General features: G+C 58.5%; 25 protein-coding genes and 1 tRNA gene. 6 read left to right on the forward strand and 20 right to left on the reverse strand.

The features are described 5' to 3' along the window. Positions 1–88: 88 nt before the first annotated feature. Positions 89–1,378, forward strand: coding sequence for a lipopolysaccharide biosynthesis protein (locus tag IG616_RS12775; RefSeq protein ID WP_192148554.1), 1,290 nt, complete (start codon positions 89–91; stop codon positions 1,376–1,378). A gap of 20 nt (positions 1,379–1,398) precedes the next feature. Here IG616_RS12775 and IG616_RS12780 read toward each other — a convergent pair whose 3' ends face one another. The 12 genes from IG616_RS12780 to IG616_RS12835 form a co-directional block, all read right to left on the reverse strand. Beyond that, complete coding sequence (locus IG616_RS12780) at positions 1,399–3,876, reverse strand: glycosyl hydrolase 2 galactose-binding domain-containing protein (protein WP_192148555.1); 2,478 nt, start codon at positions 3,874–3,876, stop codon at positions 1,399–1,401. 28 nt (positions 3,877–3,904) lie between these two features. Next, the gene (locus IG616_RS12785; protein WP_209007478.1) at positions 3,905–4,903 is read right to left on the reverse strand and encodes a DUF1839 family protein; all 999 of its coding nucleotides are present in this window, start codon (positions 4,901–4,903) and stop codon (positions 3,905–3,907) included. A 15-nt stretch (positions 4,904–4,918) separates the two neighbouring features. Beyond that, positions 4,919–5,827: an amino acid--[acyl-carrier-protein] ligase gene (locus IG616_RS12790; RefSeq protein WP_209007479.1), complete on the reverse strand. Its 909-nt coding sequence runs from the start codon at positions 5,825–5,827 to the stop codon at positions 4,919–4,921. A gap of 3 nt (positions 5,828–5,830) precedes the next feature. After that, positions 5,831–7,012, reverse strand: a complete 1,182-nt coding sequence (locus tag IG616_RS12795; protein WP_192148558.1) for an acyl-CoA dehydrogenase family protein — start codon at positions 7,010–7,012, stop codon at positions 5,831–5,833. Position 7,013: 1 nt separating this feature from the next. After that, on the reverse strand, positions 7,014–7,265 hold the full coding sequence (locus IG616_RS12800; protein ID WP_192148559.1) for an acyl carrier protein: 252 nt from the start codon (positions 7,263–7,265) through the stop codon (positions 7,014–7,016). A 395-nt stretch (positions 7,266–7,660) separates the two neighbouring features. Then, positions 7,661–8,128, reverse strand: coding sequence for a PTS IIA-like nitrogen regulatory protein PtsN (gene ptsN / locus IG616_RS12805; RefSeq protein ID WP_192148560.1), 468 nt, complete (start codon positions 8,126–8,128; stop codon positions 7,661–7,663). 61 nt (positions 8,129–8,189) lie between these two features. After that, a complete protein-coding gene (gene hpf / locus IG616_RS12810) occupies positions 8,190–8,780 on the reverse strand; it encodes a ribosome hibernation-promoting factor, HPF/YfiA family (RefSeq protein WP_192148561.1) in 591 nt (196 codons plus the stop codon). A 280-nt stretch (positions 8,781–9,060) separates the two neighbouring features. Further along, a complete protein-coding gene (gene rpoN, locus IG616_RS12815; RefSeq protein WP_192148562.1) occupies positions 9,061–10,599 on the reverse strand; it encodes an RNA polymerase factor sigma-54 in 1,539 nt (512 codons plus the stop codon). 80 nt (positions 10,600–10,679) lie between these two features. Beyond that, on the reverse strand, positions 10,680–11,462 hold the full coding sequence (gene lptB / locus IG616_RS12820) for an LPS export ABC transporter ATP-binding protein (protein ID WP_192148600.1): 783 nt from the start codon (positions 11,460–11,462) through the stop codon (positions 10,680–10,682). Positions 11,463–11,548: 86 nt separating this feature from the next. Then, positions 11,549–12,085: a lipopolysaccharide transport periplasmic protein LptA gene (gene lptA, locus IG616_RS12825; protein WP_192148563.1), complete on the reverse strand. Its 537-nt coding sequence runs from the start codon at positions 12,083–12,085 to the stop codon at positions 11,549–11,551. Between the two features lie 23 nt (positions 12,086–12,108). After that, positions 12,109–12,765: an LPS export ABC transporter periplasmic protein LptC gene (gene lptC / locus IG616_RS12830; RefSeq protein WP_209007480.1), complete on the reverse strand. Its 657-nt coding sequence runs from the start codon at positions 12,763–12,765 to the stop codon at positions 12,109–12,111. A 32-nt stretch (positions 12,766–12,797) separates the two neighbouring features. Next, positions 12,798–13,418 (reverse strand): ribonuclease D, encoded by a 621-nt coding sequence (locus tag IG616_RS12835; protein WP_192148564.1) that lies wholly within the window; start codon positions 13,416–13,418, stop codon positions 12,798–12,800. Between the two features lie 196 nt (positions 13,419–13,614). Between IG616_RS12835 and IG616_RS12840 the strand changes: the two genes are divergently transcribed. After that, a complete protein-coding gene (locus IG616_RS12840; RefSeq protein ID WP_192148565.1) occupies positions 13,615–14,847 on the forward strand; it encodes a COG3904 family protein in 1,233 nt (410 codons plus the stop codon). A gap of 156 nt (positions 14,848–15,003) precedes the next feature. On the opposite strand, the gene IG616_RS12845 is transcribed toward IG616_RS12840, so the two are convergent. Next, positions 15,004–15,090: transfer RNA gene (locus tag IG616_RS12845), tRNA-Leu, on the reverse strand. 187 nt (positions 15,091–15,277) lie between these two features. On the opposite strand from IG616_RS12845, the gene IG616_RS12850 reads away from it, so the two are divergent. After that, positions 15,278–16,252, forward strand: coding sequence for a complex I NDUFA9 subunit family protein (locus IG616_RS12850; RefSeq protein ID WP_192148566.1), 975 nt, complete (start codon positions 15,278–15,280; stop codon positions 16,250–16,252). A gap of 72 nt (positions 16,253–16,324) precedes the next feature. Here IG616_RS12850 and IG616_RS12855 read toward each other — a convergent pair whose 3' ends face one another. Beyond that, positions 16,325–16,552, reverse strand: coding sequence for a DUF1127 domain-containing protein (locus IG616_RS12855; RefSeq protein WP_192148567.1), 228 nt, complete (start codon positions 16,550–16,552; stop codon positions 16,325–16,327). Positions 16,553–16,712: 160 nt separating this feature from the next. On the opposite strand from IG616_RS12855, the gene IG616_RS12860 reads away from it, so the two are divergent. Next, entirely contained in the window at positions 16,713–17,732 is a 1,020-nt protein-coding gene (locus IG616_RS12860; RefSeq protein WP_192148568.1) for a helix-turn-helix transcriptional regulator, read from the forward strand. Between the two features lie 9 nt (positions 17,733–17,741). Here IG616_RS12860 and IG616_RS12865 read toward each other — a convergent pair whose 3' ends face one another. After that, positions 17,742–18,548 (reverse strand): undecaprenyl-diphosphate phosphatase, encoded by an 807-nt coding sequence (locus IG616_RS12865; protein WP_425504186.1) that lies wholly within the window; start codon positions 18,546–18,548, stop codon positions 17,742–17,744. Between the two features lie 206 nt (positions 18,549–18,754). Between IG616_RS12865 and IG616_RS12870 the strand changes: the two genes are divergently transcribed. Continuing rightward, positions 18,755–19,447: a glutathione S-transferase family protein gene (locus tag IG616_RS12870; RefSeq protein WP_192148570.1), complete on the forward strand. Its 693-nt coding sequence runs from the start codon at positions 18,755–18,757 to the stop codon at positions 19,445–19,447. 35 nt (positions 19,448–19,482) lie between these two features. Beyond that, on the forward strand, positions 19,483–20,604 hold the full coding sequence (gene queG / locus IG616_RS12875) for a tRNA epoxyqueuosine(34) reductase QueG (protein WP_246476222.1): 1,122 nt from the start codon (positions 19,483–19,485) through the stop codon (positions 20,602–20,604). 3 nt (positions 20,605–20,607) lie between these two features. Here the strand turns inward: queG and IG616_RS12880 are convergent, their stop codons facing one another. The 5 genes from IG616_RS12880 to rlmH form a co-directional block, all read right to left on the reverse strand. After that, positions 20,608–21,138, reverse strand: a complete 531-nt coding sequence (locus IG616_RS12880) for an RNA pyrophosphohydrolase (RefSeq protein WP_192148571.1) — start codon at positions 21,136–21,138, stop codon at positions 20,608–20,610. Between the two features lie 6 nt (positions 21,139–21,144). After that, entirely contained in the window at positions 21,145–22,281 is a 1,137-nt protein-coding gene (locus IG616_RS12885; RefSeq protein WP_209007481.1) for a divergent polysaccharide deacetylase family protein, read from the reverse strand. A gap of 75 nt (positions 22,282–22,356) precedes the next feature. Next, positions 22,357–23,694 (reverse strand): S41 family peptidase, encoded by a 1,338-nt coding sequence (locus IG616_RS12890; RefSeq protein ID WP_192148572.1) that lies wholly within the window; start codon positions 23,692–23,694, stop codon positions 22,357–22,359. Continuing rightward, entirely contained in the window at positions 23,691–25,028 is a 1,338-nt protein-coding gene (locus IG616_RS12895) for a murein hydrolase activator EnvC family protein (protein ID WP_209007482.1), read from the reverse strand. The genes IG616_RS12890 and IG616_RS12895 overlap by 4 nt, the downstream gene beginning before the upstream one ends. A gap of 264 nt (positions 25,029–25,292) precedes the next feature. After that, positions 25,293–25,775, reverse strand: coding sequence for a 23S rRNA (pseudouridine(1915)-N(3))-methyltransferase RlmH (rlmH, locus tag IG616_RS12900; RefSeq protein WP_192148574.1), 483 nt, complete (start codon positions 25,773–25,775; stop codon positions 25,293–25,295). Between the last annotated feature and the right edge of the window lie 40 nt (positions 25,776–25,815).

Consider the following 25,815-nt stretch of genomic DNA (forward strand, 5'->3'; position numbering starts at 1 on the left):
GGAAGACCCTTGTGCTAAACCAAGCCCAATGATCTGACATTCCTAGACTGGCCGTTTCCACTCCCGGCCGGACCGAGCGGACGACTATATGCAATCCAATACACCCGGGAGCGTCCCGTCCAAGGTGAAGAACCTCATTGGACAGGCGCGCAAATCCAGCCTCGTTCGCAATACCTTGTCCTACACTGTGAATTTTGGGCTTCAGCTCGTCATTCAACTGGCCTTCTTCATGCTGATCTCCCGGAACCTTGGTGCGGAAGGCTATGGCGTCTTCATCAGCATCACGAGCGCATCGATCATAGCTGGATTCATTATCGGCCTGGGCAGTGAGTATCTTCTGGTCCAGCGTGTTGCCGTCGATCCTGACGCCTTCCCGCGCTACTTCGGCCATGCCTTGATCATGATGGCTCTGACATTGCCGCTGGTCGCCATCCCCATGATTGTCTTCCTGCACTATCTGGTCGGAGACACGATCAGCCTGCTCCATCTGTCCGTCATCTCACTGACGGATCTGATCTTCACAAGGCTCGTTGTTCTGGCTGCGCAGGCCTACATGGCGTTCGATAAGGCAAACAAGCAGCTCTTCATCAATGCCTTCATGGCGATTTCCAAACTCGTTTTCCTGATCGCAGCCACCAGTTTGAACAGCAAGCTGACGGTCTCTGACTGGACCTGGTGGTACTTTGCATCGGGATTGCTCTCCGCAATCGTCGCCATCGCTCTAGTCTTTCGTGACCTCGGGCGGCCAATCATGACCATTGTCCGGGAAGACCTGAGGCTCAGCAGCCTTTACTGCGTCGAATTTCTCGCCATTGGCAGCATGAAGGATCTGGACAAGCCGGTTGTGGTGCACGCGATCGACGCCCATGCAGGCGGGCAATATGCGGCTGGCTTCCGCATCATCGATGCGGCCTCGGCACCAGTGCGCGCATTTCTCTATGCCACCTACACCCACCATTTCCGCCATGCAGAGGTCGGCAGGGAAAACAGCTACAGCTTTGCGCTGAAACTGCTGCCTGCTGCTGTTGGACTTGCTCTGCCAGTTGCCATTGGCCTGTTCGTGATTGCGGATTACATTCCGCTGGTGCTGGGCGAAGACTTTGCCGAAACGCCCAGTGTCATCAAGTGTCTGGCGTTCTATCCGCTGCTGATGGGCCTCTCCGGCATTGGCGCAGATCTCCTGCGCGCAATCGGACATCAGAAAGTCCGTATGGCGCTCCTGATTTTCACCAGCCTGGCACTCGTCCCCGTTGTCTGGTTCGGCGCGATCATGGGTGGGCTTGTCGGCGCAGCCTTATTCCGCTTTGCCGTGCAATCGGCGCTGACCTTGCTGACCTGGGCCGCAATCCTCGTCTCAAGAAAGCGTAATGCGGCCTGAGGTCATTTTCCTCAGGGTCTCTACCCCCGGAAACTGATCTGGCTGTTTGACGAAACCGCACGGAGGATTCCGGCGGGCGCTCCATCGCTCTCCGTTTCTGGAACAAGGCGAATGAGTTTCGGGGCGCCCGGGGCAATATGGAACCAGTTGTCCAAAGGCAGGAACCCTTCGACGTCCAGATGCACGAAGCGGGCAGTCCGGGCTGCGGTCAAGGTCAGCAACCAATCTGCGTCTTCGCCCTTTGCCAGATCCGCCTGAATGTCCAGCGGCTGACGTGCTGGATCAAAGCCTTGCGGGAAATGGAAGGCTTCGGACAAGATCTCCCCCGTTGCCTCATCAACCAGCCGTGCCACGGTGACGTCATGGGCAGGCGGCCCGAAACGGTAGGCGTAGGCCGTATCGAAGAAGGCCCCGAAAAGATCCGTCGCCGCCACGTCCTGGCTGGAGTGCGGCCCGAGTTCAAACGCCCGTTTGCCCGAGACCACCGGCGTCATGCCATCGCGCAGACAGCTGACCGTCAGAACAAGCTGACGTACCGCGGGCGTTTCGTTATGAAGATGGGCAAAGAGGCCGTTGGTGCCCTCATCGCTTAAGGTAACATTCAAAGGCCGGAAGGCGCGCCGCAGCGCATGCCAGGCCGGTTTCGGACAGCCCGTGGCGTCAATCACTCCCCAGCCTGCACCTGGGAGCAGGTCCTGAAAGGTCCAGACCAGCGCACCCCGGCAGGTGGACTGCGCCCGCCGCCATTCGCCAAAGGTCTGTTCCAGAATGTCCGCTGTAACCGCCCTGGACAGATCGAGATACCGGTCCGGATCCCCATAGCGCAGCACGAGCGGATCGACGCCATACAGCGACTTCAGATAGTGATCGCGCACATCCTCAAAGTCCCATCCCGCGCCCCTGTCCCGTGGAATCCGCGCCTTCCAGCGCGGATCATGACCAGGTTTCACGGGCAGATGCTTTTCCAACGTCCGGCTTTCCGGAACATTGGAGAAGGCCAGGCACTCGGCGGCAAAGCGGACTTCGGCACGCCGCGCATCCTCTAGCGGACGCAAATAGGCGCCAACGCCGTAGTAGTGGGCGACCCCTTCGTTCGGCGAGAAGGGCAATGCTCCGCCACAAGGCGAATTGGCTACATAGGGCACATCAGGACGGTAGGCTCCTGCTGCAACACGCAGAAGCTCCTCGCAAAGCGCACCTTTCCAGCGGCTTTCCGGCAGACCCATCATCGCGCCTTGCTGATAGATCTCGCTGCCCCCGCACAAAACCGCCAGGGACGGACACTCCTGCAACCGGGTCAGCTGCTGGCGGGCCTCTTCCTGCACGAGCGCCGCAAAAGCCTCATCCTGAACCGGATAGTCATAATTGGCGAACTGGAAGTCCTGCCAGACGAGGATTCCGAGTTCATCGCAGAGCTCGAAGAAGGCGCGGGTCTCATAGACCATCGTGCCGCCGATCCGCAGCATGTTCATTCCGGCAAGACGCGCCTTTTCCAGCAGCGGGCGGTAGGTTCCACTATCACCAGACAGACCAAGCAGATCGGCATTGGTCCAGACTGCACCCCGGCAAAACACGGACACATCGTTGATGGTCAGGCCGAAGCCCTTGCCATCGGCGCCTGTCTCCACCTCGATCCGGCGGAAGCCGGTGCGGCCCAGATCGATTTGGCAAGAACCCAAATACAGCTGAACCTCGTAGAGGTGAGGTGTCCCGTGCGTGTGGGGCATCCAGTGACGGACATCCGGAATTTCAAGCGTTCCCGCCCAGCGGCCTTCTTCGCTCTTTTCAAGCGTGAGACGCTGACCGCCACAAACAAGACTGACTTCTCCCATCCAACCCTCAAGCAGGCCTGAGAAGGTCAGGTAGCCAACTCCGTCCCGACCCAGATTGGCCAGAAGCTCCAGTTGGGAGAGAGTGGGCTGCCCGGCCTCATGCAGGGTGATTGCCCGCCATGGGCCGACCGCATGGATTTCAGGGCACCAGCCCGGCATGTGGCCAAGAAGCGTGGTGCGGACCAGTCGCAGGCCCTGGGACGCCGCCAGCTGCGGCCGCCAGCGGGCACGCGGCCCCTTGGCTTCCAAATAGGGTGCGAGGGCCCGGAAACAGATATCGAGACGGGACTGGGCCTTCAGATGAACAGGAAGCTCATGGCCTTCGAACATGCTCCCGGAGCTAAGGATCAGCGTGCCATCCAGATAGACTTCCGCGATGGTCGCCAGTCCTTCCAGAGACAGAACCTTGGCGCCCTCGCCGAAGCTGACGAGATCTGCCCGGTACCAGATGTCCTTGTCGTGCAGGCTTTCAGGCGCAAGCGGGTCATAGCGGCCGGCAGCCGCCAGAGCCGCGGCAGCTGTTCCCGGCGCAGTCGCCGGAACCCAGTCGTCAATAGCGCTCAGCGCCTCCGGCGTAACCACCGCCCCCGCCGGTGTCACCGTCAGATGAAAGCGTGTGACGGGCTGACCGGGTGACGGACGCAAGGCGGGAAAGGAGTTCGGCATGTCGGTCCGCTCTGGCAGGAAAAGGAAATCAGGCTGCGCGGAGGCCCTGCGCCACCATATGCGCGTCAAGATCTGCCATCAAATCGTCCCATGCGCTGACGGCAGGGGCAAGCGCAGGCACGAGCTTGTCGAAAGATTTGCGCATGACCGCCCGGGCAAGCTGGAACTGCACCGACTTGCAGGTGGAGGAAATCAGACGGGCCTTTGCCGCAGCCTCTTCAAGACCGGCGACGCCGTTGCGGCCAAGCCAGTCCAGATGGGCACTGAAGAGCTCGAAATTCGCCCCAAGCTGTCTCAACGTGTTGAAGGCATAAAGATGGAAGAACTCGAAAGGGCGCTCGGAAATACTGGCGACCTGTTGCGGGAAGACCTCTGAGAACGCTGCAATCGGATTGCGCTCCGGCCGCTTGGCAAGATGCGTCGCCAGCAGCGCGAGAGCCCGTTCCACGATGACGTTCTGCGCGGGCATTTTTTCCGGGAACTTCACGAACTCGGTATAAGGCAAGAACGGCAGCGGCTGGGCCTTATCACCTCTCTGGAAGACACCGTCGAAATCGTCACCTTCCAGATGATGAAGGCCAAGACCATGGAAGTAGTCCATGGAGCGGCCCTCGATATCCAGCCGGTTGACGGCAACGGTCGTCTTGCCGTGGGCGCTGTGATAGCCGACGCCCTGAGTGTCCGGCAGATAGAAACTGTCGACTTCGACCAGGCTCAACCGGCCCCGCCCGATCTGGCCTGCCACATGGGTTTCCACCCGGTCGTAGATGGCAAGCTCGGTGACCCGCAGGCCATAAAGCGTTTCCAGATCTTCAAGCGGAACCTTGAAGAACGTGAACTGGTCCCCCTCGAAATCCTGGGTGACGGAATAGGCGAGACAAGCTTCAGGCGGCAGGCCAAGCGAGGGCAGCACCTCGATCCAAACGTCCAGATAGCAGTTCGTCTCTGGCCAATCCCGCTCCGCCGCATGCAGCGGATGACGCTTGTAATTGGCCGGATCCAGATCCGGAAAAACGCGCTCGGTCATTGCCATCCCTCTCCCTCAGCCCCAAAGCGCCTTGCGGACACCTTCCGGCCATTGTGCCGTGTCGAGCCCGTGATGGCGGAACAGGGCGAGAGCCAGACGTTCCAGCCCAAAACCAACACAGGCGGTGTGAGCGGGAGACCCATCGGACAAGGTGATGCCCCAGGCCTTGCCGAAATTGTCCATGTGATAGTTGAAGCTCATGCAGGCGGTCGGGCCAGCCCCGTCATTGACGGGCACAAGCATCTCGAACTTCAGCTCCTGCTCACGCTGGCTTGCGCCCATCATGCGGCCTGCGCGCCCGAAGAAGGGATCGTTGGCCACATCTACCTCATGGGGAAGCTGCAACAGGTCCATGATTTCGCCGCCACGCCGCTTCCAGGTCTCCCGGAAGGCAATGGTCTGCTCCTGAGTGCCGACACGCACATATTCACGCTGGCGGAACATCTGCATCCGCGTCGGCTCCTTGGAAGGCTCGTGTCGGAAGCAGTAGGACTGTAGGGCGACATAGGCCCCCTCTTCCGGCAGGTTTCCACGCCGAGCCAGGATCGGATAAAGCGGATAACAAGCCGCAGGCGTCAGGGCGATGTCGGTGATTTTCTGGTTCTTTGTCCAGTCTTCCCCTGCCGCCATGCACTGGATCAGGCCCATATGGTCGTGATCATTGCCGCAGAAGGAATGCACCGTCCCCGCAAGCTGGGGAAAGTTCTTCATGTAGCCGCTGGTCTCGAAATCCGGAACCGGCATGCCGGGCGGGAAGACCATGGCCTCGGAGATTTCGTCCTTGCCAAGGCTGAGAGCCAGTTGCTCAAAGCGGGAGATCACATCTTCAAACACGGCGCTGCGGCCATAAAGGCCATCTACACCGCTGTCATAAAGAAGGCCCTGATCAAATAACTTGTCGAGAAAAGAAACGGGCGCGGTCATCATTCATCCCAAAAGGCTGGTGTCTTGCTTATTGACCAGGAGCATCGTCGACGTATTGCCGAGAATGCGGTCATTCGAAATCATCAGCTGGGCAGAGTGCGCATCGCGCAGGTGCCGTCCGAGGCTGTAGGGAGTGCCATTTTTGTAAGCGGAAATCCCGCAGATCAGCATGCAGTGGTTGATGATCACCAGGATCATCTGGGACGTGCCTACCTTGATGTTGTTCATGGCCACAGAGAAACTCATGGCATTGAGCGCATCGGCATTGCCCTTGGCTGCTTCAAACTGCTTGAGCCCCGCCACCACGTTGGCCTTGACCTGCTGCAGCAGATTGGAAGCTTCTGCCAGACGCAATGCACCCGGAGGAGTTTGTCCCGGCATCTTGCGTGCAGCCGCACGGACGAAGGCCTGAGACCGGGCGACCGCATCTGCTGCGATCCCATACCAGAGCGCGCCCCACAGAAGGTGAGACACGGCCAGCATCGACTGGGCCGCGATTTCTGCGAAAGGCCGCGGCAGGATCTGTTCTGCCGGACATTCCCCGCGGAAAATATAGCCATCGGAGCAGGTGCCACGCATGCCCAGTGTGTCCCAAACGGACGTCCGTTCAAGCGTATATTGCTCTTTCAGGAAGAGGGTTGCGACCTGATCAGGGTGCGGTGCCTCGGCGTTGCGCCGGGAGGTGACCATAATGGCATCTGCCGCGGCCCCATAGGAAATGACCGTGGCGTCTTTGGTGAGACGGGCGATGGGACCATCCACTTCGATCGCGCAGATCGAATTCCGCAGGTTGCCACCAATTCCAGCCTCACTCGTCGCGGAAGCAACCAGCAGCTGCTCGTCACAGATCCGCTTCAGGAAAGCTTCGTGCCAGGCGCTGCCCACGGCGTAGTCGGCCAGGCTGGCAATCTGGATCTGGTGCATGGCGTAGGTCATCGCGGTCGCCGCGCAGGACTGGCCGAGGATTGCACAGACATCCGCGACCTGGGTCAGCGTGGCAGATTCACCGCCAAGCTCGGGCCGGATCATGACACCCATCAACCGCTCAGCCTTGACCGCTTCCATGCCTTCTGCGGGGAAACGGCCTTCGGCATCAACGCGATCAGCGAATTCAGCAGCGACCTTCGCCGCGCGGCGTGCGCGCTCCGCAAGGTCCATAGCTGCAACCTGGGCTGGGGCGTTCATCTCAAGCCACCTGACGGTCTTTGGTAATATCTGCCAGGGCTTCGGCGATCGCCGAGATGGAAGAGAATGTTTTGCGGTTGAGATAGGCTTCCGGGAATTCGATATCGAACTCTTCCTCAAGAGCGAGCATCAGCTGAACGGAAGCAAAAGAAGAAAGCCCTGCCTCGTAAAGATCGGCGGTATCAGCCAGCTGATCGGCAGCCACCGGTAGCCCACCGTGCTTCGACAGCAATTCGCGAATAGTATCGTTCATTTAGCAATCCCTCGTCTAATCAGTTCAGGCCTCTGGCACCCGGCCTCAGCATCCCTAGAGAGAACTAACTATACCGAAATAGATAAATCCGGCTTAAGCAGATTGGTTAACACGAACCAACAAAAACAAGGCCACATGAAGCGCGTCGCGCATAACTATCAATTTTTAGCGCCGCTCTTTCGTTTCATTCACGCGCACATCATAATATTATAAAATGACATCTCTTGATAAAATTCAAAATTACTATTCACATCACGCATGGAAACCGATTTTAAAACGTAAAAATTTCAGCTTCTTTAGAGAAACAACCTGGCCACACAATCGCATTACAAAAACAAAACCCGGCCTCTTAACAAGACCGGGTCTCAATAAGAACAAATCTGATACCGGGACTGTCAGGCTGCGTTCGAGGATGCAACCGGCTGGGTAAGCAAACCGTAAATCGCCTCAGCGTCTGCGGTTCCACGCAAGCCTCCAGCAACCTTCGCGTCGCGGAGCTGGCGCGCAATCCTGGCCAAAGCCTTGAGATGATCCGCCCCCGCGCCCTCCGGCGCCAGCAGAAGGAAAACCAGATCGACCGGCTGATCGTCCAGCGCGTCGAAGTCGATCGGCTTGTCCAGACGCGCGAAAAGACCGACCAGACGGTCGAGCCGGGTCAGTTTGCCATGCGGAATCGCAATGCCGTGACCTACACCCGTGGATCCAAGCCTTTCACGCTGAAGCAGGGTATCGAAGATTTCCCGTTCGGACAGACCCGTCAGTTCCGCAGCTTTCGCGGACATGTCCTGGATCACCTGCTTCTTGCTCTTTGCCTTCAAACAGGCAACGACCGCATCTTTCGTTAGAAGATCACTCAGATCCATTTTTCCGCCTACAAGTCCGTCCGCGCCGGTCTGTCATGACCGGCGCGGCTTTCCTATCCGTTTACTCGGCAGCCTGCTGGGCGACAAGAGCCGGATCAATCCAGCCAATGTTACCGTCAGACCGGCGATAAACCACATTCACACCGCCGTTTGCCGCGTTCTTGAAGAGGACAACCGGAGCTTCGCTCAGATCCAACTCCATAACGGCCATTCCGACGGTCAGGGTTTTCACCTTGGCCGATGTTTCCGCGATCACCAGCGGGTTGTAATCGGCTGGCAGCTCCTCTTCATCCTCTGTGGAGGCGAGAACGTAGGCTGCAGCTTCCAGCGCTTCACGCGCTGCTGCCGAAGACGGACCATGGTGATCCTTGAGCTTGCGCTTGTAACGGCGCAGCCGCTTCTCAATCTTGTCCGCGGCGAGATCGAAACTGAGGCGTGGCTCCTGGTCCTGAGCCGACACCTGCAACACAATCCCCGTATCGAGATGCAAGGAACATTCCGACTTGAAGCCTGTGCCTTCACGACTGAGCGTTACATGGCCGGTATAACCACCCGCAAAGTACTTGGACAGCGCATCCTCAATCCGGTCAGTGACGTGGATACGCAGGGCATCTCCCACGTCGACATTTTTTCCCGAAATCCGCAGTGTCATGGGGACCTCTTTTCTAATTGGACCAAAGGTCGCCAGCCGAACAGACTGGCGTATGAAATGCGATGCATTCCATACCTATAGATATGGACCACTCGGCGCCTGAGCGCCATCCCCTTCACAAAAAGGCCCATAAGGCCGCCCGTATACGCATCTGACCGCCGGGTGTCAATCCGGAGGTCTCCGGTGTCTGCAGAACCATCACTTCAAGAGTTCAGTTTTTGATTGATCCGGGACACTGCCAGCATAGACAGTCTAAAATTTTCTATACTGAAACAGACACTTACCTGCGCGCCCGTTTTTCACGGCGCCGCTGCACGGACGACGGAATTTTCATTGCTTCCCGGTATTTCGCGACTGTGCGCCTCGCGATATCCACGCCCTCATCCTTCAGGATCTTCACAAGCGTGTCATCCGAAAGAATGTCATCAGGCGTCTCCGCGTCAATAAGCTGCCTCAATTTGTGGCGCACGGATTCCGCCGAATGGGCATCATTGCCCTCCGTCGCGGAGATCGCCGAGGAGAAGAAATACTTCAGCTCGAAGATCCCCCTCTGCGTCGCCATATACTTGTTCGACGTCACCCGGCTGATGGTGGATTCATGCATGCCGATGGCCTCGGCGATGGTCTTGAGATTAAGGGGCCTGAGATGCTCAATCCCATAAGTCAGGAACCCGTCCTGCTGACGCACGATTTCCGTCGCCACCTTCAGGATCGTCCGGGCACGCTGATCCAGGCTCTTCACCAGCCAGTTCGCCGTCTGCAGGCAATCGGTCAGATATTCCTTCTCGGCAGCATTGCGCGCCGTTTTGGTGATCCGGGAATAGTAGGTCTGGTTGACGAGAACCTTTGGCAAGGTGTCGCTGTTCAGCTCCACCGTCCAAGATCCATCGGGAGCCTTGCGCACGAGCACATCGGGCACGAGTGTCTGCACCGGGTTGCCGCCAAAACCGCTGCCTGGCTTGGGATCAAGCGCCTTGATCTCCGAGATCATCTCGGACAGGTCTTCATCATCAACGCCGCAAACCCGCTTCAGCGCCGCATAATCGTGGCGGGCAAGAAGCTCGATGTTTTCAAGCAGCTTTTCCATCGCCGGATCGAAACGGTTCCGGTCGATCAGCTGCAGTTTCAGGCACTCTGACAGACTGCGCGCAAAGACGCCGGAAGGCTCAAACGTCTGAAGAACGGCCAGAACAGATTCGATCCGTTCCAGCTCCGTTCCCAGCTGCTCAGCAGCCTCTTCAAGATCCAGATAGAGATAGCCGTTTTCGTCCAGCGAATTGATCAGATGAAGCGCGACAAGCTTGTCGGCAGGGTCGGACAGAACCAGATGCATCTGGTCCTCGAGCATCTGCACCAGCGACGTTTCCCCGGCCACAAAGGCTTCGAGGTTATAATCCTCGCTTACGCCTCCGGATGAAGAGCCGGAGAATGTGTCCGAGCCCTTCAACAAAGCAGGGTCTGGTCCGGCAGAAACACCAGGCTCATCCGGAAAGACGTTGCCGAGATCCGTATCCATACGGCTGGCAATGCCTTCGGCGCCCGTTTCCAGCTGGCTTTCCATCCAGTCACCGGCGCGCGGATCGTCCCGGGCATCGTCTACCCTTGGGCCGCCGTCATCCCCGCCCGTAATCTCGACTTCACTGCTGGCAGGGGCCTCGGCTTCGCTCTTTTCCAGAAGGGGATTGCGCTCGAGCTCGGTTTCCACATAGGCCACCAGATCGAGATTGGACAATTGCAACAGCTTGATCGCCTGCATCAGCTGCGGCGTCATGATCAGCGACTGGCTCTGCCGCATCTCGAGCTTGGTTGAAATTGCCATCTCGCCTTGTGGGCTCCCGCTTTATGGACTGGTCCGCTTTTTGCTTGCCCATTGTTTATAGAGTAATTGCGGGCTTGTCATCAAAGCGTAAATTGTTCGCCCAAATACAGACGGCGCACGTCTGGATTGGCGACAATGTCAGCGGGCAACCCTTCAGTCAGAACTTCGCCAGCCGCAATAATATAGGCCCGGTCGATGAGACCGAGCGTTTCGCGCACATTGTGATCGGTGATCAGAACGCCAATGCCGCGCTGGGTCAGATGACGCACCAGCTGCTGGATATCCCCAACCGCAATCGGGTCGATCCCTGCAAACGGCTCATCCAGCAGCATGAAGGAAGGCCGGCTGGCCAAGGCCCGGGCGATTTCCACACGGCGGCGTTCACCGCCTGACAGGGCAATGGACGGCGACTTGCGCAGATGGGTCAGGCCGAATTCTGCGAGCAGCTCATCCAGATCCTCGTTCCGGCGGCGGCGGTCCGGCTCGATCACCTCCAGAACGGCACGGATGTTCTCTTCGACCGTCAGCCCGCGGAAAATCGAGGCTTCCTGGGGCAGGTATCCGATCCCAAGCCGCGCGCGCCGGTACATGGGCAGGCGGGTGATATCAAAGCCATCCAGCGTGATCTGGCCCTGATCCGGACGGATCAAGCCGGTGATCATATAAAAAGTGGTCGTCTTGCCAGCGCCGTTCGGCCCCAGAAGCCCGACGGATTCTCCGGGACGGACTTCCAGGCTGACATATTTCACCACCTGGCGGCGACCATAGGTCTTGCCGATCCCTTCGACGACAAGCGCACCGGGCGCAGCTTCGGCCTGATGAGACTGCGCTTCACCTGCGCCTTTGTGTCCGAAGGGGAACAGTTTCACGTCATGCTTCCGCAAGTTCGCCAGCGCCCAGCGCCAGGGGATGGGAGAAAGCCGTCATGGCTCGGAGACGAAGCAGAACGCTACTTCTTGTTGAGGCTGTTCGGCTGAATGAGAACCTTGACCCGGCCGGAACTCGGCGCCTGAAGGTCGGCCTTGCCGGTCTTCAGGTTGACCGTCAGCTTGTTTCCGACGACCACGTTCGGCCCCTGGCTCAGCACCACTTCCTTGCCAGTCATCACCATGATTTCCTTGGTCATGTCGAAGCTGGCCTGATCACCAGTCGCGGTCTGATCCTTGGAGGAGATATAGACACTGCCAGAGGCTTCCAGACGGGAAATCTTCTGCTGCACATCACCGGCGGCAGATCCGTCGTAGAAGACCTTCAGGTGATCGGTCTTCATGCGGGTTTCGCCCTGGGACACAACGACACTGCCTGTGAAGGTCGCGCTGTTGCTCTTGTCTTCGACCTGCAGCTCGCTTGCCTCGATCTGGATCGGCTCCTTGTCGCTGGAGCCAAAGCCGGCAAAGGCGTTGGAGAAGGTCTGCGCCTGGCTGGCGGCGGCCAGACTGAGCAAGCAGAAGGTTCCGGCTATCGCGCTCTTGAGAAATCCACTCATCTACTCAGTTTCCTGTCTGCCGCCTACATGCCCCGGGCGCCGGGGAAGAGGGTCATCTTGATACCGTCCGTGAACCGGACGATCCCCTGCTTCTGGTCATAGGTCAACTGACCAGCATGAATATCGCCCTTTTCCGATTTGATCTCGACGGGCTGGGAGGTCTTCATCGCGCCAGAGCGCAGGTCCACCGTCACGTCGGCCAGATCGATCGTGTAGCCTTGGCTCCACGTCACCTGCAAGCCGTCATAGAGAAAAAGTGTTTCCGCACCGTTGTCGTAAGTGCCCCGGCTTGCCGTAATTTTGGCATCCTGCTCCGGATTGAGCACGATATTGGCCTGGATCGTCTCCAGATCGATGATCCGCGGATCACTCAGACGCTGGATCGCCCGGACGGCCGACACCTTGTAGGACCTCTCGCCATCGTGGCCGGACAGTTCAGGCCGGTCCATGACCAGGCCATCAGAACTGAAGCTGATGTTGCCGATGCCCAGGCTGTTCAGGAAATTGAACAGCACGACCATCCCGGCCATGCCGGCGAAGATCAGGACGCCGAGAAGCGGAAACAGCACGCGCAGCACCCGCACCCAGCGGCTGTGCCTGCGGGCGGCATACTGAGCACGGCGCTCCTCATGCGGTTTTCCCGCCGGGACCTTCTCCATGTCTGCCACATCCGCCGTCATGCTGCGTGCTGCCTGCCTTCGTCCTGGTTGTCTTACGTGTGGGCGAAGATATCGGTTTCTTCCCAGCCCATCAGATCAAGATCCGCGCGGGTGGGCAGGAAGTCGAAACACGCTTTCGCGAGATGGGTGCGCTCTTCCCGCGCCAGCATGAATTCCAGCCGTTCCTTCAGCTTGTGAAGATACAGAACATCAGAGGCCGCATAGATAAGCTGCGCCTCGCTGAGTGTTTCAGCGGCCCAGTCCGAGCTCTGCTGCTGCTTGGAGAGTTCAACGCCGAGAAGCTCGCGGGTGAGTTCCTTCAAGCCATGCCGGTCCGTATAGGTGCGCACCAGCTTGGAGGCGATCTTGGTGCACCAGACCGGCTTCACTTCAATGCCGAGATAGGCCTTGAGCACCGCCACATCAAAGCGCGCGAAATGAAAGATCTTCGGCTTGGAAATATCCGTGAAGAGCTTTTCGAGGTTCGGCGCAGACTTCTGGCCCCGCTGGATCTGCACCACATCCGCCGTGCCATCGCCGGGAGAGAGCTGCACAACACAAAGCCGGTCACGAACCGGATTGAGGCCAAGCGTCTCCGAATCGACCGCAACAGCCTCCGCAGTCTCATAGGCGGAAAGGTCCGGCAGGTCGTTCTTGTGGTATCGGATCGTCATGGCGTCGTAAGGCTCCTCGAAACGGCCTTGCGGCCAGCAGCGGTACCCGTTCGGGCAAAACAAAACCAGGCGCCCCGGCTTTTCGCCCGGCACGCCAGCAGCAGTCCATCAGTCAGGTAAAGGCTGGCAAGCGGATTGGCAAGGTTTTGCGAAACCCTGATGTCGTTCGGCTATAGCTCAGGGTCGATTCATTTGCGTGCTTGGTTTTTTATTCGCAAGCTGTATTCTACATTTATGCCAGTATAAGTGGGGAGCAAAACTGTTCTTCGGTTTTGTTGCGTTTATGTTTTTATCGACATTTTTAAGATTATTTATCCTAATATCACTTTTAACGCATACTTCAATTGCAAGATCAGAAGTATCATTTAGATCAAACAGAACCAACGACGGCCTCAGCTTTATAATTGTTTCCGGTCAATTTGAAAGTAACGATGATCTTTCCATATTTCATCACCTAGTTCAAACTCAACACCCAAAAGCAGTTAGCTTTAATAGCGAGGGAGGAAGTATAATAAAAGCAATGGAGCTTGGTCGCGCAATTCGTCAGTACGGCCTAAGCACACTTCAATTACGCATGCTGCAATGCGCCTCCGCATGCTCCTTGGCATTCATGGGGGGCGTTGAGAGAATTGCAGAGCCAGGTTCAATTGGCGTTCACAAATCCTCTTTCTCGCCAGACGTCAGCATATCAACGAGCGCTGCTGTATCTTTGGTGCAAGAATTAACAGCTGAAATTTTAGATTACATGTCAGAGATGGGTGTAAATCCTAAACTGATGCAGTTGGCCTTGAAAACAGAAGCTTATGATATTCGCTACTTGTCTGGTCAGGAAATGTCAGAATTCAATCTCACAACAGGAGCGAGACAAACATCAAAAACAAATAAGCCATCTGTTTTAACCCCGCAACCGCAACCAGAAACACCGTTTCCATCAACGCTCGAAAGAACTGTCGCACAATTTCCAATTGCTCGCACTGGAAGGATCCGACATCCAAAAGGCTCTGTTATGTTAAAGAGCTCACCAGACACCAAGTCCCCAGACCTTGCGATTCAGTTTAATGGCGACCCTGTTGAAATTTTAAGTACTAGTGACCGCTGGTATAAAGCCCGATCAGGCTCAAGTATTGGCTATCTTCATCATACTTGGGTCAGAGTAGACCAATTTGAGGCAACAAGCGGTCTTCAAAGGCTCATTCAAATAAAAAGCTTCGATAAAATTGACGAAGCATTGAATTTTTCTAAAAACTTCAACCTTCGATCCTCAGTGTTTGTCGTCACAAATGGATGGTACGCAGTAACACTTGAGGACTCATTTGATCGAGAAACCGCAATAGAAGTTACAAAAAAACTAAAATCTGTCGGTTCAATTCCGAAGGATAGCTTCATCACCTTTGGAAACACTTACATAAAGCGGATTTGTTGCAATTAGTATTGAAATCACCCAAGTCAGAAGATGTAAAATCGTACTTCGGACAAAACTCAACAAACTGAATTTGACCACAATAGACACAAACGAAAAAAGCCCCGGTGAACCGGAGCTTTTTTCATCTTATCGGACCTTGGTAGTAAGTCCGAAACAGTCATTTGGTGCCCAGGAGAGGACTCGAACCTCCACGCCGTTGCCAGCGCTAGCACCTGAAGCTAGTGCGTCTACCAATTCCGCCACCTGGGCTGTGACGGCGCTTTTAAGGATGGCTCAGGGACTTGTCAATCACTCCGGCAAAACAATTTTCAATCTTTCACAGGCAGCCTGTGCACAGCCCTTCACAGGGCCCCTGCAAAGGGCTAAGAGACTGAAGGAACGCGCGGCTTTGTGGCCGTGCAGGTTATCTACAGGACGCGACAAGGGGGCACCCGGCATGTCCACAGCTCTCAATGGAAAGCTCGTTACGGTCTTTGGCGGTTCAGGTTTCGTAGGCCGCCATGTGGTGCAGGCATTGGCCCGCCGCGGCTACCGGATCCGTGTGGCCGTGCGCCGCCCGGACCTGGCAACCCATCTTCAGCCGCTCGGCGCGCCGGGCCAGATCATGCCGGTTCAGGCGAACCTCCGCCACCGCTGGTCCGTTGACCGGGCGGTTGCCGGTGCGGATGCGGTGGTCAATGCGGTCGGTATTCTGGCACCGTCCGGTAAGAACAGCTTCGATGCGGTCCAAGCTTTCGGTCCGCGCGCAATCGCGGAAGCCGCCCGTGCCGCCGGTCTCAGCGCCATCACCCATATCTCCGCCATTGGCGCGAACGCCGAGTCGCCTTCTGCCTATGCAAGGTCCAAGGCCAAGGGCGAAGCTGCGGTTCTGGAGACCCTGCCGGACAGCGTCATCCTGCGCCCTTCCATCGTATTCGGCCCGGAAGACGACTTCTTCAACCGTTTCGCCAGCATGGCTCGAATCATGCCGGTGCTGCCCCTGATTGGCGGCGGTCATACACTGTTCCAGCCGGTCTACGTTTGTGACGTTGCCGAAGCCGTTGCCAAGGCCGTGGACGGCCAGCTCGCCGCCGGAACCGTCTATGAGCTGGGCGGCGCCCAGACCGTCAGCTTCCGCGAGTGCCTGGAACTGATCCTTGAGGTAACCCATCGCAAGCGCATCCTGGCGCCGCTGCCGTTTGAAGTGGCCGGTGTTCTGGCCAAGATCCTGCAAGTGCTGCCGGGTGCTCCGCTGACCACCGATCAGGTGGCGCTCTTGAAAAGCGACAATGTGGTCTCCGCAGAGGCCAAGGCTGCCGGGCACACGCTGGAAGGCATCGGCATCAAGCCAGTGACCCTGGCTGCCATCCTGCCCTCCTATCTGGACCGTTTCCGCGAACACGGCCAGTACGACGCGCACCGCGTGGCCTGAGCTAGCTGGCGAAAAGAACGAAAAAGGCGGCCACCGGGCCGCCTTTTCTGTATGTGCAGACTTGGTCCCGCCTCAGCGCTGCCGGGGGTTCCGCCGGGTTCCTTCCATCAGCTCGTAGCCGGCGGATGTCCGCCGCAGACCGATGTCCTGCAGGTCACGCTCACTCAGGCGCGCAAGCGACCTCATAGTGGCGCGTCTGCGGGCATAGGATTCGAGAGCCTTTCCCACAAAAAGAACCGCGTTGAAGAGAGGACGGAAAAAGCTGCCGGCTGTGGCTGTGCGCTCGTGGATCATCATCATTTTCTGCTCCCGCTGTTGTCCAAACCCGGGTCATCTCCCGGCTTGAAAACAGTTTCGCAAACCAATCCTGACAGCTGCGAGTCAGGTTTGATCGCGTTATGTTCTACAAAAAGAAAATCAGCTACGATTGCCGTCCCACCGCCTTCCGGAGCCCAACCGCATGAACCCGATTGAACGCGCCCTCGGCATTCTGCTGCTGCTGACCGGTGGAAAACTGGTGACCGCCACGACTTTGTCCGAGCGTTTCAATGTGTCACTCAGGACCATCTACCGGGATATCGATCGGCTCATTTCTCTTGGGGTTCCCGTCGATGCCGAACGGGGTGCGGAGGGGGGCTACAGACTATCTCAGGACTATCTTCAAGCCCCTGTGGCCCTAACCCGCAATGAAACGGCCGCTCTGCTGACTGCCCTGGCGCTCGTGAGAGGCATCCGCACCATCCCCTTGGCAACAGATCTCGACTCGGCTCAAAAGAAACTGGTAGCCACCTTGCCCAAGGCCGTTCATGCGCTGCTCGGTGAAGCGGAGCGCATTATTGGCATCGAACCCGTACCTGCAGATATCTTTCACTCCAATACCCGAGCAGAACCGACACCGCTTTGGCAGCAGGCCATAGACGGCTTCATGCAAGGCCTGCTCGAAAGCCGGAGAGTCCGCTTTCTTCACAACAACCCGGCAAGAGGCGAACCTCGCCCTCACGACGTTGAACCGCGTGGCATCCTGTATGACCGGGACCTCTGGTACATGGCCGGGTTTTGTGTCGACACACGGCAGGTCAAAGTTTACCGCGCGGATAGGGTGCGCGAGATGGAAGTAAGCGGCTTCCGCTTCCGGCAGGACAAGACATTCGCGATCGAGTCCCTGCTTGGGGGCGCTTGGCTGAAACAGGCCATGCGCAGGTGGGAAACGGAAAGCCCGATTGCCCGGATCCGGATCACGGCGGAACAGGCCGCCAAGCTGTCATCGGACTGGTACTACCGGCACGCGGTCTTAACCGCGGAGGAAAGCGGCAGTCTGATCATCGCCATCCCGGACACCGCCAGTTCCCGCATTCTGCCGCTGGTGCGCTGGCTCGGGCCGGGGGCTGAGCTCCTTGAGCCGGAACACATGCGGCAGGAGCTGGCAGAAGAATTAAAAAGCCTGGCCCAAACCCATGGCGGGCTGCCCCAGGCTTCCTGAAGCTTTACGTCAGCCCATCAGGTAGAGACCGGCAAAACCGGCGATACCGACCGCGATGCGCCAATAGGCAAAGGGCGCGAAGCCGTGGCGGGAGACGAAATTCAACAGCCCCTTGACCACGAACACGCCTGCAACGAAGGACGCCACGAAGCCGATGCCGATGATCATTGCGTCATCCCCGGACAGCACGTTCCGGTTCTTGAAGAGATCATAGGCAAAGGCGCCCGCCATGGTCGGCATGGCCAGAAAGAAGGAAAACTCCGCCGCCGAGCGCTTGTCCGTGCCCATCAAAAGAGCGCCGGCAATCGTGGAGCCCGACCGGGAAACACCGGGCACCATTGCCAGGCACTGGCAGAAGCCGATCTTCAGACAGAGGCTGAGCGGGTAATCCATCACGTTGGTGTAGCGCGGCTTGAGCGGCAGCCGGTCGATCCACAGCAGAATGATGCCCCCGATCAGCAGCGTCGAGCAGATGAGCTGCGGCGACTCAAACAGCACTTCCTTGATAAAGCCATGCGCCAGCACGCCGATCACCGCTGCTGGCAGAAAGGCAACCAGAATGCCGAACACAAAGCGGCGGCTGGCCGGGTCGGAGGGGAATGTGACCAAAAGGTTCCAGAGCCGGGCGAAATAGACCGACAGAATGGCGAGGATTGCTCCGAGCTGGATCAGAACCTCAAAGGTTTTGCCTTTGCTTTCAAATCCCAGGAAATGCCCTAGAAGCAGAATGTGACCGGTTGAGGATACCGGGATGAATTCGGTCAAGCCCTCGACAATGCCAAGGATCAGCGCATTTACGATCGTCTGTTCTTCCAATTGGTAGACCCTCATGTCTTCTGCTGGGGCATGCCGCTGGGAAAAGTTGTGCAAACGGTGGATATATTCAGATGGCGCGCAACATGGGGCTGCGCGTCAAGCGCTTGATAACCACCGTTCAGACATAATTTCCCGCTATCGGCAGCCGCGGTACTGCCCTAATTCCGTTCCGCACCTCGTACCCGTCAGGCCCAAACAAGCCCTTCATGCTTACGCTCTATCATCATCCCTTCTCGCCGTCTTCCAGGTTCGTACGCCTCATCTTGAGTGAATACGGTGCCAACTTTGATGACAAGCTGGTCAATCCCTGGGAACGGCCGCATGAGCTGCTGCTTCTGAATCCTGCCGGGACCGTTCCTGTTCTGGTGGAAAACGATGGGCCACCGATCTGCGGCGCCCTGACGATCATGGAGTACCTCGATGAAACCCGGGGCTACGCCATGGCCGACCGGCGTCTGATGCCCGATCATCCCGATGCGCGTGCGGAAACACGCCGGCTGGTCGACTGGGCCTTGGGCAAGTTCGATACGGAAGTCATCGGCCATCTGGTGCGTGAACGGATCTACAAGCAGACCATGCCGCGTTCCATCGGCGGCGGCGAACCGGATTCGGGCGCCCTGCGTGTCGCCCGTGCGAACATCCACCACCACATGAAATATTTCGGCTATCTTGTAGCTTCCCGCAGGTGGCTTGGCGGCGACCGGCTGACCTTTGCCGACTTCGCGCTGGCAGCGGAACTCTCCTGCGCTGACTATCTGGGCGAAGTGCCATGGGCGGAAGAGGACAACGTGAAGCACTGGTACGCCCGGGTGAAGTCCCGCCCGAGCATGCGTCCGCTGCTGGGCGAGAAGGTTCTCGGCCTTCCAGCCGCAACAACCTATGCGGATCTGGACTTCTGAGCGGACCAGACAAACAGGACAGGAAGACGGAAAAGCTGCTGCAGGCCCTTGCGGGCAAGGCCGCACAACTCGGCTTTGACGATCTCAAGATCACAGCCGCAGACAGCATTCCCCAGGCACCGGAGCGGCTAAAGCAGTTCGTGGACGCCGGATATCATGGCTCCATGGGCTGGATGGCAGAAACCCAGGAGCGGCGCGGCGACCCGCGCGTGCTCTGGCCGGAGGCCCGCTCCATTCTGCTGCTGGCGATGAACTACGGGCCGGACTGCGATCCGCTCTCCCATCTGGATCAGCCGGACCGCGCCGGTATTTCCGTCTATGCCCGCAACCGCGATTATCACGACGTCATCAAGGGTAAGCTGAAGGAACTGGCGAGCTTTCTCGTCTCGCGCGCTGGTGGGGATGTAAAGGTCTTCGTCGACACGGCCCCGGTGATGGAAAAGCCGCTTGCAGCGGCAGCCGGGCTTGGCTGGCAGGGTAAGCACACCAATCTTGTCTCCCGGAAGCTGGGATCCTGGTTCTTTCTGGGGTCGATTTTCACCACGCTGGATCTGGCGCCAGGCGGCGCAGAGCGAGACCATTGCGGTTCCTGCCGCTCCTGCCTGGACAGCTGCCCGACGGAAGCTTTCCCAGCGCCTTATCAGCTCGATGCAAGACGTTGCATTTCCTATCTCACCATCGAGCATGCAGGTCCTATACCGCTGGAGTTCCGGGCAAAGATGGGAAACCGGATCTATGGCTGCGACGATTGCCTGGCCGCCTGCCCCTGGAACAAATTCGCTGAAGTGGCGAGTGAGGCCAAGCTCAAGGCCCGCGAAGATCTGATATCACCCCGTCTCGCCGGCCTTCTGACGCTGGACGATCCGGCTTTCCGCACGCTGTTTTCCGGCTCTCCCATCAAGCGCATTGGCCGGAACAGGTTCATTCGCAATGTGCTGATTGCCGCCGGAAACTCCGGCGATCAAAAACTGCTGGCTGCAGTTTCGCCGCATCTGAACGACCCGGACCCGGTGGTTCGCGGAGCGGCCGTCTGGGCCGCAGCTCAAATCGCAGATCCTGCAACTTGGGCCGGGCTTGCCGGAGACTTTCTCCCAGGGGAAACGGATGACAGCGTTCTGACGGAGTGGGAACGCTGTCATCCAGCAGACAAAAGCTGAACCTCACGCCGTCAGGTGTGAAAAAGCGGCAACAACCTGATCATAGACCGGCCGTTTGAACGGCACGATCAGCGCGGGCAGAGCCGAGGCCTCTTCCCAGCGCCATTCGCCAAATTCCGGGCTGTGTCCATCCGGAGGGGTGAGGATATTGATCTCGCTCTCAGGCCCCTCAAAGCGCACCGCGTACCATTTCTGTGCCTGGCCCCGGTATTTGCCCTTGCGGATATCTGCCAGGATCTCGGGCGGATAATCGTAGGTCAGCCAGCCATCGGTTTCCCCAAGGACGGAAACGCTCTTCATCGAGGTTTCCTCATAAAGCTCACGCAATGCTGCGAGCTTCGGGTCCTCTTCCGGATCGATACCGCCCTGCGGCATCTGCCAGGCGAACTCGTAATCGGCAGCGCCGTTGCCATCATCCCGCTTGCCGACCCAGACCTTTCCCTGGCCGTTGATCACCATGATCCCCACACAAGGCCGATAGGGCAACCCATCAACCTCTGCCGGAAAGCCCGGCAGCCCCCCATTTCTCGTCACGATATCCTACCTGTCGATTGTCGAACTGACTGGAACCAGCAGCAGCCCGCGCTGCTCCAGGTCCTTTGACCAGATTTCAAGCTCCCGAACGGTGACGGGAAGGGCCGACCCAGCGGCGACTGCAATGCCCTTGGCCCGCGCAATGCTTTCCAGCTGCAACAGCTTCGTCTTGATTTCGTCCTCCCGCGGCATGGCATCAAGAACCACATCCACACCGCTGTAGGGTTCCTGAACCTCTTTGGCGACCTTCTCGGAGATGCTACGCGAAGAGGTGCCATTGTCCACGAACATGAGACCCCGGCTCTTGAGCGCCTCCAGAAGGGACTTCATGGCAGGTTCGGTGGAGGTGTAGCGCGCGCCCATCTGCGGGAACAGACCAACATAGTTGGTCATCCGGGTCATGATCCACGCAAGCCGGTCGAGCATTTCCGCCGGTTTCAGATTCACCAGAAGCGTTTGCGGGCCGGGATCATTGTCGGGAAAGTCAAAGGGCTCGAGAGGCAGCTGCAGAAGCAGTTCATGCCCCTTCGTGCGGGCCTTCTGCATCCACCGGTCCAGATCCGAACCGTAGGGCGAGAAAGCAAATGTCACTTCGTCCGGAAGGGCATCGAACGCATTCTGCGTCCCAGCGTCACTCAGACCCAGACCACTCACGATGATCGCGACCTTCGGTATGGACGCGAATTCATTCGCAAATGGGCGCGCATAAACGTCAAGCGGGCGCACGCCCTCCGAGCTGATCTTCGGCAGGAAACCATAGTCTGACCGCTCGCTGACCCTCGGATCCGGATTAATCAGCTGCGAGGCGGTCGGTGCGTTTCCGTCCGCATCCTTTTGCAGCTCATACCGGGGTCCAAGCGTCTGCTTGTCGTTTCTGGTCCGCATGCTGGGCCCGAGATCCCCACTGTCAGTCGGACGGATCTCAACGACTTCGATGTCCCGGGTGGCGAGACCTTCAACGGAGTTTTCGAGGGGAACAAGAGCAACAGGCTCACCGCCCAGCGGGTCGTCAACGACCCCGATCCAGATCAAGGCCGTTGTCGCGACAACACAAAGGATACCAGTGCCAATCAGGCCAAAGGGAAGCCGGAGAATCCGGCGCTTGCCCATACCTAACGGGGCCGTGAGATCATCGCTCGCCATGGCGTCCCTTGCGGCGTCCTGTCTGGAACAATAAACGGCTGCCGGCGGAGGTTATCTCTGCCGGCAGCCGGGCAATCAGTTTTTCATCACGGCCTTGTCGTCGCCGGACGGCGGGAAGGCGTTGTTGACCTGAACACCGCGCAGCAGGTCCAGGGCCAGTTTCAGCTGGACGTCATCCTTGGCATCAGCAGGAACATAGGCCTGGCTGCCGGAGGCTTCCTTGTCTTCGCCTTCCGCCTGAAGGTGCCCGCGCAGACCGGCTTCACCCTTGGTTTCCGCCCGGCCCTTCAGCTCATCCGGCAGAACCTGCAGGGCCTCGATATCCGGAACGATACCCTTGGCCTGAATGGAGGTGCCCGACGGGGTGTAGTAGCGGGCCGTGGTCAGGCGGATCGCACCGTTGGCACCCAGCGGAATGATCGTCTGGACGGAGCCCTTGCCGAAGGAGCGTGTGCCCAGAATGGTCGCGCGGCGGTGGTCCTGCAGCGCGCCGGAAACGATTTCGGATGCCGAAGCCGACCCGCCATTCACCAGAATGATCAGCGGCTTGCCATCAGACAAATCACCAGCACGCGCATTGTAGCGCTGGGTCTCATCCGCGTTGCGGCCACGGGTCGAAACGATTTCACCACGGTCCAGGAACGCATCGGAAACTGCGATCGCCTGATCCAGCAGACCGCCTGGGTTGTTGCGCAGATCCAGAATATAGCCCTTCAGCTTATCGTTGCCGATATCCTTGGAGATCTCGTCAATCGCCTGCTTCAGGCCGTCAAACGTCTGTTCGTTGAACTGGGTTATGCGGATGTAGCCGACATCGCCCTCTTCGCGCCAGCGGACGGAACGGATCTTGATGATGTCGCGGGTGATCGTGATATCGATCGGATCAGCGACGCCTTCACGGCGCACCGTGATCTTGATGTCCGTGTTGACCGGACCACGCATCTTTTCGACGGCCTCGTTAAGGGTCAGGCCCTGTACCTGTTCGCCGTCAATCATTGTGATCAGATCGCCGCCGAGAACACCGGCCTTCGCAGCAGGTGTATCGTCAATCGGAGTGACCACCTTGACCAGACCGTCTTCCATCGTGACCTCGATGCCGAGACCACCGAATTCACCGCGGGTTTGAACCTGCATGTCGCGGAAGCTCTTCGGAGACATGTAGGAGGAGTGCGGATCAAGAGACGAAAGCATGCCGTTGATGGCATTTTCGACGAGCTGTGCATCGTCCGGCACTTCAACATAGTCGGACCGGACGCGCTCGAACACGTCTCCGAACAGATTGAGCTGCCGGTAGGTGTCAGAAGCTGCCGCATTTGCCGCTGCGCTGATGTGGAAGGGTACCTGTGACAATGTGGTGACCGCAGTGGCACCCATCAGAGCGCCGACGAGCAGCAATGAAGCTTTCCGAATCATCCGCGAGCCTTTTCTTCTTCGATGCGCGCCCACCAGGGTGTGGGGTCTACCGCACTTCCGTCTTTTCGAAATTCAACATACAGGATCGGCTGGGTAGAACCCAGACCAATCGTGGAGGCGCTGGCCCACCGGGTAGCACCCATTACGCCAACCGGCTCACCGGCGAGCACAAATTGACCCAGCTCGGCGTCGATTCGGTCCATGCCAGCCAGAAGCACATGGTAACCGCCGCCCGTGTTCAGGATCAAGAGTTGCCCGAAGGAACGGAATGGCCCTGAATAAACCACCCATCCGTCAGCTGGCGAAGTAACTCTCGAACCCGCCCGTGTCGCAATCGACTGCCCTTCCGTCAGATTGCCGAAATCGTCGATCTGACCAAAGTCCTGAACCATGTCGCCGGACACTGGCCGTGGCAAACGGCCCTTCGCGTCGGCAAAGGCGATCGCAGGAGCCAGACGGCCAGGGTCGGCGAAAGGATCTCCCCCGCGTCCGCCACGTCCGGCATTGCGCTCAGCCTCCCGGGACTTTTCGGCTGCTTCCCGGGCACTTTTGATTTCTGTCTCCAGCTTGGCGATCAGATCTTTCAGAGAACCTGCCTTATTTGCCAGCTCCTCGGCCCGGCGCTTCTCCTTGTCCAGCTCGCCAGCTGTCTTTTCCCGCTCTTGCCGCTTTGCGCTCAGCAGCAGTTCCAGCCGGGATTTTTCCTCGGCCAGCCGCATCGCATCTCCGCCAAGCCGCTTTTTCTCGTCGGCAATGACCGATTTGAGGCGGCTGAGTTCCGTCAGATCCGCAGCCAGGGCCTCTGTCTCCACCCGGATCTCCGGCATGACCGCGTTCAACAGGATCGCACTGCGCACCGCAGCCAGCGCATCACTTGGCTGCACGGCGAGTGCTGGAGGCGGTCTCCGGCCAATTCTTTGCAGGGCCGCCAGAACCTCCGACAGAACACCCCGGCGGCTGTTCAAGGAAGCCCGGACCGAATCCTCGTTTTCGCCCAGCTTGAGAAGACGGCGCTCGGTATCGGTCAGCTTCGTCTCCAGTCCCTTGATCGTATCCGCCGTCCGCAAGATCCGGTTGTTCAGGCTTTCCCGGTCCCGGTCGATCGCGGCGATTTCCCGTTCAATTTCCTTCTGCCGGTCCGACGACACGTCAATGTCCCGGGACAGCGCCGAGAGCTCTTCTTCCCGCTGCGTCTTCCGGTCCAGCGCCTCCTGGATCGCCGGGTCTACCGCGGCCTCCACCTTGGTCTGATCTGCCTGCCCGATCTGGCTTTCCGTCGCCAGGGCTCCAGGCCCATTCACAACCGCGAACACCGTTATGGAGACACTTGCCAAGCTCAGCAGCCCCGTCAGGCACCGCTTTCCAGAAGCCCTCCGGAGTGCTCCCCCAGCACGTGTTTTTCCATGTCCAATGTTGCGAGCCACCATCAGGTTTCGATACCGGGACACCCTTTAAGGAAGTGTTTACCAAGACCCAAAGGTACCACGCCTGTTAAAGAACAGTCGGAGATTAGGTGGGGATTGAGGCGATAAACGGGCAGGTATCCAACGAAAACCGACTTTCGCAGATCAAGCCCGCGTGACAGAGGCGCCTGGCCCCTACTCACGATGATAAGGATGGCCTGACTGGATCGTCAGCGCCCTGTAAATCTGCTCGGCCAGCAGGATGCGGACGATCTGATGCGGCCATGTCATTGCGCCGAAAGCGATCTTGAGATCGGCCCGCGCCAGCAGCTGCTCCCCATGCCCGTCGGCCCCGCCAATAGCAAAGACCACATCCGGCACTCCATCATCTTTCCAGGCTTCAAGCCTGGCGCTGAAATCGGTGCTGGAGATGGATTTCCCGTGCTCGTCCAGAACCACCACACGGGCGTTTTGGGGTATAGCGGCCTCCAGAGCGGCGGCTTCCTCGGTCTTCCGGTCAGCCGCCCTTTGAGCGCGGCTTTCCGGCAGCTCCTGAAGGGCAACGGCTGTCACACCGAGTCCGCGCCCTGTCTTGCGGGCGCGATCCAGGTAGCGGTCGAACAACTCCTTGTCGGCGCCTGATTTCATCCGCCCGACGCAGGCAATCGTGAACCGCATGAATTCTCTTCCGGGCGGACACCCGGAACTCCAAAGGTCT

The organism is Roseibium litorale (genome assembly GCF_014842915.1).
Taxonomy (GTDB): domain Bacteria; phylum Pseudomonadota; class Alphaproteobacteria; order Rhizobiales; family Stappiaceae; genus Roseibium; species Roseibium litorale.

Coding starts and splice junctions, on each gene's coding strand:
- IG616_RS12775 (WP_192148554.1), top strand. CDS start 89: ATGCAATCCAATACACCCGGGAGCGTCCCGTCCAAGGTGAAGAACCTC.
- IG616_RS12780 (WP_192148555.1), bottom strand. CDS start 3,876: ATGCCGAACTCCTTTCCCGCCTTGCGTCCGTCACCCGGTCAGCCCGTC.
- IG616_RS12785 (WP_209007478.1), bottom strand. CDS start 4,903: ATGACCGAGCGCGTTTTTCCGGATCTGGATCCGGCCAATTACAAGCGT.
- IG616_RS12790 (WP_209007479.1), bottom strand. CDS start 5,827: ATGACCGCGCCCGTTTCTTTTCTCGACAAGTTATTTGATCAGGGCCTT.
- IG616_RS12795 (WP_192148558.1), bottom strand. CDS start 7,012: ATGAACGCCCCAGCCCAGGTTGCAGCTATGGACCTTGCGGAGCGCGCA.
- IG616_RS12800 (WP_192148559.1), bottom strand. CDS start 7,265: ATGAACGATACTATTCGCGAATTGCTGTCGAAGCACGGTGGGCTACCG.
- ptsN (WP_192148560.1), bottom strand. CDS start 8,128: ATGGATCTGAGTGATCTTCTAACGAAAGATGCGGTCGTTGCCTGTTTG.
- hpf (WP_192148561.1), bottom strand. CDS start 8,780: ATGACACTGCGGATTTCGGGAAAAAATGTCGACGTGGGAGATGCCCTG.
- rpoN (WP_192148562.1), bottom strand. CDS start 10,599: ATGGCAATTTCAACCAAGCTCGAGATGCGGCAGAGCCAGTCGCTGATC.
- lptA (WP_192148563.1), bottom strand. CDS start 12,085: ATGAGTGGATTTCTCAAGAGCGCGATAGCCGGAACCTTCTGCTTGCTC.
- lptC (WP_209007480.1), bottom strand. CDS start 12,765: ATGACGGCGGATGTGGCAGACATGGAGAAGGTCCCGGCGGGAAAACCG.
- IG616_RS12835 (WP_192148564.1), bottom strand. CDS start 13,418: ATGACGATCCGATACCACAAGAACGACCTGCCGGACCTTTCCGCCTAT.
- IG616_RS12850 (WP_192148566.1), top strand. CDS start 15,278: ATGTCCACAGCTCTCAATGGAAAGCTCGTTACGGTCTTTGGCGGTTCA.
- IG616_RS12855 (WP_192148567.1), bottom strand. CDS start 16,552: ATGATGATGATCCACGAGCGCACAGCCACAGCCGGCAGCTTTTTCCGT.
- IG616_RS12860 (WP_192148568.1), top strand. CDS start 16,713: ATGAACCCGATTGAACGCGCCCTCGGCATTCTGCTGCTGCTGACCGGT.
- IG616_RS12870 (WP_192148570.1), top strand. CDS start 18,755: ATGCTTACGCTCTATCATCATCCCTTCTCGCCGTCTTCCAGGTTCGTA.
- IG616_RS12885 (WP_209007481.1), bottom strand. CDS start 22,281: ATGGCGAGCGATGATCTCACGGCCCCGTTAGGTATGGGCAAGCGCCGG.
- IG616_RS12890 (WP_192148572.1), bottom strand. CDS start 23,694: ATGATTCGGAAAGCTTCATTGCTGCTCGTCGGCGCTCTGATGGGTGCC.
- rlmH (WP_192148574.1), bottom strand. CDS start 25,775: ATGCGGTTCACGATTGCCTGCGTCGGGCGGATGAAATCAGGCGCCGAC.